The sequence below is a fragment of the Aurantimicrobium photophilum genome (assembly GCF_003194085.1).
GTDB lineage: Bacteria > Actinomycetota > Actinomycetes > Actinomycetales > Microbacteriaceae > Aurantimicrobium > Aurantimicrobium photophilum.
This window is the reverse complement of sequence record NZ_CP023994.1, coordinates 732511-744984: the sequence shown is the minus strand read 5'-3', so window position 1 is coordinate 744984 and position 12474 is coordinate 732511. Positions and strand designations below refer to the sequence as shown.

The 12474-nt window shown below is 54.0% G+C and carries 10 protein-coding genes; 3 read left to right on the top strand and 7 right to left on the bottom strand.

All coding sequences use genetic code 11. From position 1 onward, the window contains the following. Positions 1-34: 34 nt before the first annotated feature. The 4 genes from acnA to dut form a co-directional block, all read right to left on the bottom strand. The gene (gene acnA, locus AURMO_RS03730; protein WP_204163639.1) at positions 35-2734 is read right to left on the bottom strand and encodes an aconitate hydratase AcnA; all 2700 of its coding nucleotides are present in this window, start codon (positions 2732-2734) and stop codon (positions 35-37) included. A gap of 93 nt (positions 2735-2827) precedes the next feature. Then, positions 2828-3493 carry a DUF3159 domain-containing protein gene (locus AURMO_RS03725; protein ID WP_110233219.1) on the bottom strand — a complete coding sequence of 222 codons (666 nt, stop codon included), beginning with the start codon at positions 3491-3493 and terminating at the stop codon, positions 2828-2830. Between the two features lie 3 nt (positions 3494-3496). Then, a complete protein-coding gene (locus AURMO_RS03720) occupies positions 3497-4096 on the bottom strand; it encodes a DUF3710 domain-containing protein (protein ID WP_110233218.1) in 600 nt (199 codons plus the stop codon). Positions 4097-4098: 2 nt separating this feature from the next. Continuing rightward, positions 4099-4548, bottom strand: a complete 450-nt coding sequence (gene dut / locus AURMO_RS03715; RefSeq protein WP_110233217.1) for a dUTP diphosphatase — start codon at positions 4546-4548, stop codon at positions 4099-4101. A gap of 39 nt (positions 4549-4587) precedes the next feature. Between dut and AURMO_RS03710 the strand changes: the two genes are divergently transcribed. Beyond that, positions 4588-5034, top strand: a complete 447-nt coding sequence (locus tag AURMO_RS03710) for a DUF3093 domain-containing protein (protein WP_162532661.1) — start codon at positions 4588-4590, stop codon at positions 5032-5034. A gap of 51 nt (positions 5035-5085) precedes the next feature. Here the strand turns inward: AURMO_RS03710 and AURMO_RS03705 are convergent, their stop codons facing one another. After that, positions 5086-5382, bottom strand: a complete 297-nt coding sequence (locus tag AURMO_RS03705) for a DUF4193 domain-containing protein (protein ID WP_110233215.1) — start codon at positions 5380-5382, stop codon at positions 5086-5088. Between the two features lie 204 nt (positions 5383-5586). Between AURMO_RS03705 and sepH the strand changes: the two genes are divergently transcribed. Next, a complete protein-coding gene (gene sepH / locus AURMO_RS03700) occupies positions 5587-6630 on the top strand; it encodes a septation protein SepH (RefSeq protein WP_162532660.1) in 1044 nt (347 codons plus the stop codon). On the opposite strand, the gene AURMO_RS03695 is transcribed toward sepH, so the two are convergent. Beyond that, the gene (locus tag AURMO_RS03695) at positions 6631-7782 is read right to left on the bottom strand and encodes an alkaline phosphatase family protein (protein WP_110233213.1); all 1152 of its coding nucleotides are present in this window, start codon (positions 7780-7782) and stop codon (positions 6631-6633) included. A 76-nt stretch (positions 7783-7858) separates the two neighbouring features. On the opposite strand from AURMO_RS03695, the gene AURMO_RS03690 reads away from it, so the two are divergent. Beyond that, a complete protein-coding gene (locus AURMO_RS03690) occupies positions 7859-10312 on the top strand; it encodes a DNA gyrase/topoisomerase IV subunit A (protein ID WP_110233212.1) in 2454 nt (817 codons plus the stop codon). Here AURMO_RS03690 and AURMO_RS03685 read toward each other — a convergent pair. Then, positions 10309-12390 (bottom strand): DNA gyrase/topoisomerase IV subunit B, encoded by a 2082-nt coding sequence (locus AURMO_RS03685; RefSeq protein ID WP_110233211.1) that lies wholly within the window; start codon positions 12388-12390, stop codon positions 10309-10311. The two genes, AURMO_RS03690 and AURMO_RS03685, sit on opposite strands and share 4 nt — an antisense overlap. Positions 12391-12474 lie beyond the last annotated feature (84 nt).

Sequence of the window (12474 nt, the reverse complement as noted above, 5' to 3'; positions counted from 1 at the left end):
GGAAACGAACCAGTTTGTGCTGTGAATTCGTCGACTAAGCGACGAGCGAACGCAGCACGTACTGGAGGATTCCGCCATTGCGGTAGTAGTCAGCTTCACCAGGGGTGTCGATGCGCACTACTGCGTCAAACTCAATGGTCTGCTTTCCAGCAGGTGAGTTCTCAGAAGGAGCTGCAGTCACACGAACAGTCTTAGGAGTGACTCCCTTGTTGAGTTCTTCAACACCAGCGATCGAGACGATCTCGGTGCCATCAAGACCCAGGGACTCCCAGCTCTGACCTGCAGGGAACTGGAGAGGAAGAACACCCATACCGATGAGGTTAGAGCGGTGAATACGCTCAAAGCTCTCGGTAATAACGGCCTTCACACCCAGCAGTGCGGTTCCCTTAGCTGCCCAGTCACGAGATGAACCAGAACCGTATTCCTTGCCACCAAAGATGACCAGAGGAGTTCCGGCAGCCTGGTAGTTGGCGCTGGCGTCATAGATGAAGGACTGAGGTCCATCTGCCTGAGTGAAGTCGCGAGTGTAACCACCCTCAACGCCATCAAGGAGCTGGTTCTTCAGACGGATGTTCGCGAAGGTTCCGCGAATCATCACTTCGTGGTTACCACGACGAGATCCGTAGGAGTTGTAGTCAGCACGTGCCACACCGTGCTGGTCCAGGTAGACAGCCGCAGGGGTGCCCGCCTTAATGTTTCCAGCAGGAGAAATGTGGTCGGTAGTAACCGAGTCACCCAGAGTCGCGAGAACGCGAGCACCAGAAATGTCGGTGACAGGAGTGGTTTCCTTCTTCATACCTTCGAAGTATGGGGGCTTACGAACGTAGGTTGACTTAGCATCCCACTCGAAGGTTGCACCGGTTGGGGTGGGCAGGTTGCGCCAGCGCTCATCACCGTTGAAGACGGAAGAGTATTCGTGGTCAAACATGGCGGTGTCGATGGACTCGCCAATTACCTTCTCAACCTCAGCGGTCTCAGGCCAGATGTCCTTGAGGTAGACAGGGTTACCGTCGGAACCAGTTCCGAGAGCGTCCTTTTCGAAGTCAAAGTCCATTGATCCAGCAAGTGCATAAGCAATAACCAAAGGAGGACTTGCTAGATAGTTCATCTTGACGTCGGGGCTAATACGGCCCTCGAAGTTACGGTTACCCGAAAGAACAGCAGTCACAGCGAGGTCGTTGTGGTTGATTGCCGCAGAGATTTCATCCTTGAGAGGACCAGAGTTACCGATGCAGGTCATGCAGCCGTAACCAACTGGGTAGAAACCGAGCTCGTCAAGGTAAGGAGTAACCCCTGCCTTTTCGTAGTAATCGGTGACGACCTTGGATCCGGGAGACAAGGTGGTCTTGACCCAAGGCTTGGTCTTGAGGCCCTTTTTCACTGCGTTTCGTGCTAGAAGACCAGCAGCGAGCATGACGGAAGGGTTGGAGGTGTTGGTGCAGGAAGTGATAGCTGCAATGGTGACGGCACCATTCTTCAGCTCGAACTCTTCTCCCCCATCGACACTGACCTTGACAGAGTCACCGTGGGAGTAGTTCTTGACGTCCTCAGCGAACTGGCTTTGAGCCTTGGAAAGCTCAATGCGGTCCTGGGGACGCTTTGGACCTGAGATCGAGGGAACAACAGTCGAGAGGTCGAGCTCCATGTACTCAGAGAAGTTGGGCTCACTGCTGGGGTCAAACCAGAGGCCCTGAGCCTTGGAGTATGCCTCAACGAGGGCGACCTGCTCTTCGGAACGACCGGTGAGACGCAGGTAGTCCAGGGTGACATCGTCAACAGGGAACATTGCTGCGGTTGAACCGAACTCGGGGCTCATGTTTCCGATGGTGGCGCGGTTTGCCAGTGGAACAGAGGAAACACCGGGGCCGTAGAACTCGACGAACTTGCCCACAACTCCCTGCTTACGCAGCATCTGAGTAATGGTGAGAACAACGTCAGTTGCGGTTACACCGGTTGGGATCGAGCCAGAAAGCTTGAAGCCGACAACCTTAGGAATGAGCATGGAGACGGGCTGACCGAGCATTGCAGCTTCGGCTTCAATGCCACCAACACCCCAGCCAAGAACACCCAGACCGTTGACCATGGTGGTGTGAGAGTCGGTACCCACGCAGGTGTCAGGGTATGCCTGGAGCACGCCAGCAACTTCGCGAGCCATGGTGACACGTGCCAAGTATTCAATGTTGACCTGGTGGACGATACCGGTTCCTGGAGGAACAACCTTGAAGTCGTCGAATGCGGTCTGGCCCCAGCGGAGGAACTGGTAGCGCTCACCGTTGCGCTCGTATTCAATTTCAACGTTCTGCTCGAGAGCATCTGCTGAACCGTAGAGGTCAGCAATAACGGAGTGGTCAATAACCAACTCTGCAGGGGCGAGTGGGTTGATCTTGGTGGGGTCGCCGCCAAGTTCGGTCACTGCTTCACGCATGGTTGCAAGGTCAACAACACAGGGAACGCCAGTGAAGTCCTGCATGATGACGCGAGCAGGGGTGAACTGGATTTCAGTGTCGGGCTCAGCTGAGGGAACCCAGCTTCCGAGTGCCTTAATCTGCTCAGCGGTGACGTTAGCGCCATCTTCGGTGCGCAGAAGGTTCTCGAGGAGAACCTTGAGGCTGTAGGGCAACTTGTCGTGTCCCTGAACCGAGTCGAGGCGGAAAATCTCGTATGACTTTCCAGATACCTCAAGGGTGCTCTTAGCTCCAAAGCTGTTTACTGCCGACACGTGCTGCTCCTCCATTGGGCGTACTACGCAGGTCAAAAATTGTGGTGCGCATCAAGAGTCAAAAAGTCTCTTGATATCAAGATATATCTTAGTCGAACTTTTTGACAGTTATTTCTGCGAATTCGAGGTTTTTTCTCGATAGAGAGAGCGCACGATCAGCCACGTCAAGGCAAGAACAGGTACATACAAAGGCAATCCAAGAATCAGTTTCGCCGTTGCCAGACCAGCAACGTTTCCAGCTAGATACAGCGGAACTTCGACGGCGAGGCGCAGTGAAAACATTCCAACCCACAACGCTGTGACGCCCATGTAGACACGCTTGTGGTGTCGATTCTGTCGCCACTTCGTTCCTTCAGAACGAACAAGGCCAACTACGACACCAATAAGCGGCCAGCCAACCAGGATCGAGAGCAGGAAGACAAGCCCATAAACACCGTTGGTCACCATTCCGACCACAAAGTTGTCTTCGGGCTTGTTAGACATCAATGCCAGCACTGCAGAAAGGACCACTCCAGCAAGGCCCACGAGTGCTTGGGTAGCTGCCTGGCGACGGATTAGGCGATACAGAGTGAAGAGGACAGAAGCGCCTACAGAAATCCAGATGGCCAGCCAAGGATTCAATGTGAAAGTGAATACGGCAACAAACAGCAGACCAGGAAGAACGGTCTCAACAATGCCCAGTGCACCGCCCATGGCATTCCACAGGGGGTGTTTGCCATTGGAACTGCCACCAAGCTGTGAAGCTAGGCCCGCTACTCCTTGTTTCTCGCTCATGCGTTAACGCTGAGTAGGAGCAATGCCTGCAGCTTGCTCAGGAACCTTCAGCGGCATAAGTTCACGAGGAGGCATTGGCTGCTGACCGCGGACAACAACGATGTCTCTAAAGAGTTCAACTAAACGTGCACCCTGTTCAGGGTTTGTAGCTGCTGGACCTGCAATAACTCCACGAAGGAACCATCTGGGGCCGTCCACACCGATAAAGCGAACCTCTTGGAAAACCTGTTTGCCGTCCACGAGTGCGGGAACTTTGCACAACAGTTCAGGGCCCAACTCTGAAAGAGCATCTTCCACGAGGCCACCCTGAGTAGAAATCTGCTCAGTGAGCTGTGCTCGCACTTCGTGCCACAGACCCTGTGAACGCGTAGATGCGAATGCCTGAACCTGAAGGGTAGAGCCGAGGAAATCCATTGCTACTGCAACGACGCGACCAGAACCTTCTTCGACTTCTAAACGAAGATTGAGGCCTTCACGAGGAATCAGCTTGAGTGAACCCAAATCAACATAGGGCCTTACACCGCTGACCTCAGATTCGTCGAAGGGTCCGGTCGTTTCACGATCAGCCGGTGCGCTTTTAGCGTCTGAAATAGGACCTGACATCGTTATTTTCCTTTTCGTGCAGCGAGTCCGGTAGAACCAAAACCTGATTCTCCGCGTTCACTTACTGGAAGTTTCTCAACAGGGATAAAACGTGCTTGCGTGACAGGCATCACGATGACCTGAGCGATACGGTCCCCCACTGCAATTTCAAATGGCTCCGAGAGGTCCGTGTTGAGAAGAGTCACTTTGAGCTCTCCTCGATAACCTGCATCAACAGTGCCGGGTGAGTTCACAATCGTAATTCCGTGCTTTGCAGCAAGGCCAGAACGGGGAACAACAAAGGCGACGTATCCATTTGGCAAGGCGATAGAAACTCCCGTACCCACGGTCGCTCTCTGTCCTGGAGCCAAAGTCAACGCCTCAGCGGAGGAAAGATCGGCCCCGGCATCACCAGGATGAGAGTAACTGGGAACGTTCTGAGCAGTGATGAGAACTTCAACTGTTTCGGCCACGTGTCGAGGTTAGTCCAAAAACAGTGGTCGAATAGATGTATGACGACGTTTCGTGAAGTTTTACGGCCTACCTGGTGGATGTATCTCATTGCTGCATTAATGATTCCCACGATCATCTTGGTCATGGCACCCATTAATTTCACCCTGGGCATTGTCTTGTCCATTGTTGTTTATGCGCTGATCGTCATACCTATGTTCGCGACATCACCGACCATCACGCTGACAGAAACAGAACTTCGTGTCGGAAAGGCACACATCAACCGTGAGTTCATTGGCGCGGTAAGTGCTTATTCAGGCAACTACGCTGTGGCAGCTCGTGGGCCAGAACTGGATGCCCGTGCGTGGATCTTCCTTCGTGGATGGATTAACCCGGTGGTGCGCGTGGATATCACTGACCCCAATGACCCAACACCTTATTGGCTGTTCTCGAGTCGGCACCCAGAAGAACTTGTTGCCGCACTCCGTGCAGGCAGAAAAGCAAAATAGCAAAACAAAAGGGCCAGATTTTCATCCGGCCCTTTTGTTATAGAAAAAGATTTAGAAAGCGCATTCCTTGCAAACAGGTCCGAGCTTTTCCTCGTGATCAACCTGTGAGCGATGCTTAACCAGGAAGCAGCTCACGCAGGTGAACTCGTCATCCTGCGGTGGAAGAACGACAACGTCGAGTTCCATATCTGACAGATCAGCACCCGCGAGCTCGAAACCACCAGGGTTGTCAGCGTCTTCTGCATCAACAGCTCCGGAGAGCTTGTCGGGGACACGCTCTTTGAGCGCTTCGATCGACTCGGTGTCGTCGTTATCTGTTTTGCGGGGTGCGTCGTAGTCAGTTGCCATCTTGAAGATCCAATTCGTCACGTCACCGGCGTTGAAATGCTCCGGCGCCGACAGTTTGCCTCATTGAGCTCAGAAACACAAAAACCTGACTGGGCGTGTTGCCCGACAGGAGGAATTAGCTCGGCACGCGCACGCGCTACTGCCCAAGTGAGTCATTCCATGGAATTCTCTAAACAGCAGAATTTGGCCAAGGAGCACACTGTTATGCGCGAACTCAAAGTCACCGATGTCGATGGCGCTACCCTCGTTGTTTCTGACGATGAAGGAAACGAATTCCGCGTCCCCGTCGATGAGACGTCATTACGCCGCCTGCGTCACAGAAGCGCTCCCGAAGACGGACCACGCGTCTCCCCCAAAGACATCCAAGCTCACTTGCGTGCAGGTCTGTCGAATGAAGAAATTTCTGCTCTCACGGGAGCAACTTTGGACCTCATCCAACGATTCGAAACTCCCGTTCTTGCAGAGCGTGAATTCATCATTACTTCAGCATTGTCCGTTCCCACGCAGACCACGGTGGAAACGGAAACCGGAAACCTCAGTACCGCGTTTGGCACTGTTATTACCCAGCGCTTGCACGGTTTGAACGCAACCGCAGAGCGATGGGCAACCTGGAAGGAAGAATCAGGTTCTTGGGTTGTCAAGCTGGAGTTCACAGCAAACGGGATTGAGCACGATGCGCGTTGGTCTTTTGAGCCCCGCAAGCGAACTCTCACTCCCGTCAATAGTGACGCGTCAACACTTTCTCAAAAGGGCGACCTGAGCACGGGACTCATTCCTAAGCTTCGCGCTGTGGGTGTTGATTCTGCTGACACCATTGTGGTTGAGCCCATTCAAAGTATTGAACCGGTAGCAACCGTTTCCGCCGTGACCGAACAGGTGACTGTCGAAGCGCCCGCTGCCGAACAAACTCGCGAACACAGCCCTACGGCCGATCTCCTCGAAGCTCTGCGCAAGCGTCGCAATGAACGCGAATCCACCCCAGCCTGGCTCAAGGATGAAGTCAGTGCGGCAACCGATTCACATGAGGTGGTATCAGAAGACACCGTCATCAGTGGTGAAACGGTGGAATTCGACGCGACTCTGAACTTTACAGAGCCTTTCGATATGTCCGTCTCTGAGGAAGCTCCAACGGTTGCTCCTTCAGAATCCAAGAATGATTCCAAGCAAATTGGCAAAAACGGACGTCCTGCAATGCCTTCATGGGACGACATTGTCTTCGGAACTCGTTCCGATGACGATCCTGCCTAACTAGCGTGAATATGCTCCGAGGCGAATACCGGGGATAGCGAGCTCGGTGGGTGAAACCCCACCATGTTGAGCAATCATGTTTCGGCCTTTCAAAGACGTGTCACGCTCGTCATAAAAGGCGACATCTTTTTTGGCAAGAACAAACACATCGCCCAAGCGAGGCAGTACATCAGAGTCGACGTCGCCATAAAGTCCGGCTGCTAAGACTTCTTCTTGAGTAAGAACCCAGGCAAGTTCCGACCAATCTTCACGCCAGGACGCCACTGCCTGTGCACGTTCCGCTTGTGAGGCATGCTCCGAAAAATAGAGCTGTACGCAGCGAGGTTCTCCCCCAACGTGGGCAATGTGCCTCATGTGGTCGACATCAAGTCCATACAGAAAATGTTGTGACTGTTTGACATCCAGCACACCGTGATCTGCTGTGACAAAGAGCCCCACTCCCTCAGGTATGCGGTCAGAGAGTTCTTTGATTGCTCCATCAACAGACTCCAACGCTGCGGCCCATTCCGCACTGGAGACGCCCTTGTTGTGGGCGAGCTCATCTAGCTCTGAGATGTAGAGAACAATCAGATGTTGACCGGGCTTGTTCAGGGTGCTGAGGACAGCTTGAACACGGTCATCAATAGTTTTGGCGCTGAGCTGTAATGCACCCTCGTGGATGATGTGAGTGAGAGGCGTATCGGCAAAACGTGGATGTGCGACTACTGATGGAGTAATTCCGTTTTCTTCAGCAAGTGCATAGAGAGGATCACAGCGCAGCCACGAAGAAGGGCTTGTGAGCGCACCAAGCCCAGTGAGGAGATTCAGGACCTCACCAGTTTCTGGATTGAGGACCCTATATCCGGTCATTCCGTGTTGCCCCGGGGTGGCACCTGTTGTGAAGGAAGCAAGAGCCGCAGCTGTGGTGCTGGGAAAGACGGTCGACAAATGAGTTCCTGGAGAGGAATTCTTGCTCAAAAAACGAGCATGTGCTGAGGCCGATGAAAGATTCTGAGCACCCAATCCATCAACCAGCACAACAACAGCAGAGCGCACAGGAGCAAGCTCAAGAGCATTCGGCAACTGCTGGATTCCGAGGCTCGATAAGCAACTTGGCAACACGTCGGCAAGGCTCAACTGAGCTGAATTCAGGCTCGGTAACATGATGGACATCGACGTCAGTCTGCCATAGTTACGCGGTTTGCCAGCTATGCCTGCTGTGTCTTATGCGTAACGAAAGATCACAGATATGGTCCCCTCCACCCCAGCGAATGATGCCCTCGAGCGCATCGAGGACATCGATGTCTCGACAGAGATGCGGGACTCGTTTCTGGAATATGCCTACTCGGTGATTTACTCTCGGGCACTGCCCGATGCACGCGACGGCCTCAAGCCCGTTCAACGCCGCATCCTGTTCATGATGAGTGAGATGGGTTTGCGCCCCGACAAGGGCCACGTAAAGTCGGCGCGTGTTGTTGGTGAAGTGATGGGAAAACTTCACCCCCATGGTGATGCTTCCATCTATGACGCCCTCGTTCGCCTGGCTCAAGACTTCTCGCTCCGCCTGCCCCTCATTGATGGACACGGTAACTTCGGTTCGCTGGATGACGGCCCTGCTGCTGCCCGCTACACCGAAGCCCGCCTCGCTGCTTCTGCACTTGCCATGACAGCGAACCTTGATGAAGACGTCGTCGACTTCGTTCCGAACTATGACAACCAGTTCCAGCAGCCAGATGTTCTTCCTTCGGCCTATCCCAACCTGCTGGTAAACGGTGCGAGCGGTATTGCAGTGGGCATGGCCACCAACATGGCTCCCCACAACCTGATTGAGGTCATTGAAGCCTCGATTCACCTCCTGAGGAACCCCCAGGCATCGCTGGACGACCTGATGGCGTTCGTGCCTGGACCAGATCTTCCCTCCGGTGGTGTGATCATGGGCTTGGACGGTATCCGCGAAGCCTATGAAACCGGTCGCGGAAGCTTCAAAACGCGTGCTCGTGTGACCATCGGAAGCGTCTCCCCTCGCAAGATGGGCATCACAGTTACCGAACTCCCCTACCTGGTCGGTCCTGAAAAGGTCATCGACAAAATCAAAGATGGCGTCACGAGCAAAAAGCTCAACGGTATTTCTAACGTCATCGACCTCACGGATCGCCACCACGGTCTCAAGCTCGTGATTGAAATCAAGACAGGTTTCGACCCTGAAGCCGTCTTGGAACAGCTCTACCGCTACACCCCGCTGGAAGACTCCTTCAGCATCAATAACGTTGCCCTGGTCAACGGTGGCCCACAAACCATGGGTCTGCGCGAGATGCTCACCGTCTATGTCGACCACCGCAAGCAGGTAGTTCAGCGTCGTTCACAGCACCGCCTCACCAAGCGTCAAGAACGTCTTCACTTGGTCGATGGTCTGCTCATCGCCATCATGGACATTGACGAGGTTATTCAGCTCATTCGTCAAAGCGACGACACCGAACAAGCCAGAGCACGTCTGATGGATGTGTTTGAACTCTCGGTCCCTCAAGCTGACTACATCTTGGAACTGCGTCTTCGTCGCTTGACCAAATTCTCTCGAGTAGAGCTCGAAGCAGAAGCCGATGCGTTGCGTAAAGAAATCTCAGAACTGGAAACCATTCTCGCCAGCGATAAGAAGCTGATTGATGTCGTAGTCAAGGAGCTTTCCGAGGTTTCCAAGAACCTCGGAACTCCTCGCCGCACTGTGTTGTCCACCTCAACAGTCGCACCAGCTACAACCGCAGCACGTGTTGCTTCAGCGCAACCCGAAGCACTGCAGATCGAGGACACTCCGTGCCGCGTGTTGCTCTCTGCCAGCGGACGACTTGCTCGTGTTGATCTTGATAATGCTGACGACCCCATTGCTCAAGGAACCCACCGCACAGCACATGATGGTGTTGTCTCCAACATCTCCACAACTCGTCGAGGTCTCATTGGTGCTGTGACGAGCAAGGGACGCTTGGTTCACTTCTCCCCCGTTTCACTTCCTGGGGTTCCTGCCTCCAGCGTTTCACTTGCTGCAGCTGTCAATAGCTCCGACTACGTCGAACTGGAATCTGGCGAGAAGGTTGTGGGCCTAGTTTCCTTCGGCGGAGAAACCACCTATGCACTAGGAACCTCTGAGGGTGTCGTCAAGCGCATCCAAGCCGATGCATTCCCTGTGAAATCTGGCAATGCCATCATCTCGTTGAAAGATTCCGACACGGTTGTGGGTGTCGCTCCCGCAGCAGAGAGTGATGAACTGATCTTTGTCACTTCTGATGCGCAGCTCCTCCACTTTGGCGCAGAGGCTGTTCGCCCCCAGGGTGCTGCAGCCGGCGGCATGGCCGGTATCCGGGTCTCTGACACTGCTCGAGTGATCTACTTCACCGCAGGCCCAGAAGCTGACGCCCAGGTGGTCACCATCTCCACCAGCATGAACACTTTGCTCGGAACAGACGCTGGCCGCGCCAAGGTATCTCTGCTTTCTGAATTCCCCGCTAAGGGCCGTGGCACCGGTGGTGTTCGCGCACAAACTCTCCTCAAGGGAGAAGATGCGTTGGCACTGGCCTGGGTGGGCCGGGGAATTCCTCGCGCTAGCGCACTAGATGGAATGCCCCGCGAACTTCCCACTGAGCTAGCCAAGCGCGATGCCTCTGGCACCTTGCTCGACGGAGACGTTGCCTTTGTGGGCAACGCCGTTAGCTAAACGTCGATTCGGTCGCGAGACAGGCCAGCTGAGCCTTCAATAATGAAGTCTCGGCGTGGACCAACGTCATTACCCATCAAGAGCTCAAAGACGGTGTCAGCCATCGCTGCATCCTCCACACGAACACGGCGCAGTGTGCGAGCTGAGCGATCCATGGTGGTGGTGGCAAGCTGATCTGCATCCATTTCACCCAGACCCTTATAGCGCTGAATGGGCTCTTGGTAGCGCTTTCCGGACTTCGCCAATGCAGCCAATACGGACTGAAGTTCAGGCTCTGAATAGGTATAAATCGTTTCGTTGGGCTTAGTACCGGGGTTAATCACCACCACGCGGTGAAGTGGCGGAACAGCGGCAAACACGCGCCCTGCTTCAATGAGGGGACGCATATAACGGAAGAAGAGAGTCAAGAGAAGCGTTCTAATGTGTGCGCCGTCAACATCAGCATCTGACATCAGGATGACCTTGCCGTAACGGGCCGCATCAAGATCGAAGCTGCGTCCAGAGCCCGCACCAATCACCTGAATAATCGAGGCACATTCCGCGTTGTTGAGCATGTCAGAAACAGATGCTTTTTGAACGTTGAGGATCTTGCCTCGGATGGGCAGCAACGCCTGATACTCACTATTGCGAGCGAGCTTTGCCGTTCCGAGTGCCGAGTCACCCTCCACGATGAAGAGTTCGGACTGTTCAACATCATTGCTTCGACAATCAACCAACTTTGCGGGAAGGCTCGAAGTTTCCAGCGCATTCTTTCGGCGCTGAGTTTCTTTGTGAGTGCGAGCCGAGATGCGGCTCTTCATTTCAGAAACAATCTTTTCCAGCAGTAAGGCAGATTGTGCCTTCTCGTCACGCTTAGTTGAGGTCAGGCGTGCTGTGAGTTGCTTCTGAACAACAGAGGCAACAATGGCCTTCACTGCAGGAGTTCCCAGAACTTCCTTGGTCTGACCTTCGAACTGTGGTTCTGGGACGCGAACGGTCACTACAGCAGTGAGACCGGCTAGAACATCGTCTTTCTCAACCTTGTCGTTACCTGCTTTGAGCTTGCGAGAATTCGCATCAACCTGGGCACGGATGACCTTGAGCAGCGCCTGTTCAAAACCTTGCTGGTGGGTTCCACCCTTGGGGGTGGAGATGATGTTGACGAAGCTCTGCATCTCGGTTTCATAACCGGTGCCCCAACGCAGTGCGATATCGACACCACAGCTGCGCTCTACTTCAGTGAGAGCCATATTTCCATCAGGCCCCAAGACAGGAACGGTCTCCGTGAAGTTACCCTCGCCTGAAAGGCGCCAGATGTCAGTCACTGCAGTATCTGGAGCAAGGAACTCAGCGAACTCGCTAATACCGCCGCTGAACTTGAAGCTCGATTCAAGGACTTCGGGACCACGCTCGTCTGTAATCTTCATTTCAAGACCGGGAACAAGGAACGCTGTTTGGCGGGCGCGCGAGTCTAAATCTTCAGTTTGAAAAGAGGCACCTGGAGTGAAAATCTGCTGATCTGCCCAGTAGCGCACACGGGTTCCGGTAACACCCTTGGCAACCTTGCCCTTGACGGTGAGTGAACTTCCGTCTTCAAAGGGGGTGAAGGGATTGTTGGGAGCAATTCCCTTGCTGTCGTCAAAAACGCCAGGTTCGCCACGTCGAAACGACATGGCCCAGGTCTTGCCATCACGGTCAACTTCAACGTCGAGGCGCTCTGACAGCGCGTTAACGACCGATGCACCCACACCGTGGAGACCACCGGAAGCGGCATAAGAACCGGAACCAAACTTTCCACCTGCGTGCAGCTTGGTGAAGACAACCTCAACACCAGTCAGGCCTGTCTTAGGCTCAACATCAACAGGAATACCACGCGCTTTGTCACGAACCTCGACGCTATTGTCTTTGTGAAGTTGGATCTCAATAGAGTTACCGTGACCGCCCAAAGCTTCATCAACTGAGTTGTCGATGATCTCCCACAGGCAGTGCATGAGTCCACGAGAGTCAGTGGTTCCGATATACATACCGGGACGTTTACGGACCGCCTCTAATCCTTCCAAAACGGAAAGATGGCGAGCGGAATACTCAGAAGAACTCACGCGACTCCTCAACTACTTCGTGGCGCTCTTGAACAGTAGTTTGTTCGGAGCCCAATTCCGCGGAGGCACGCGTCAGGAACCTGA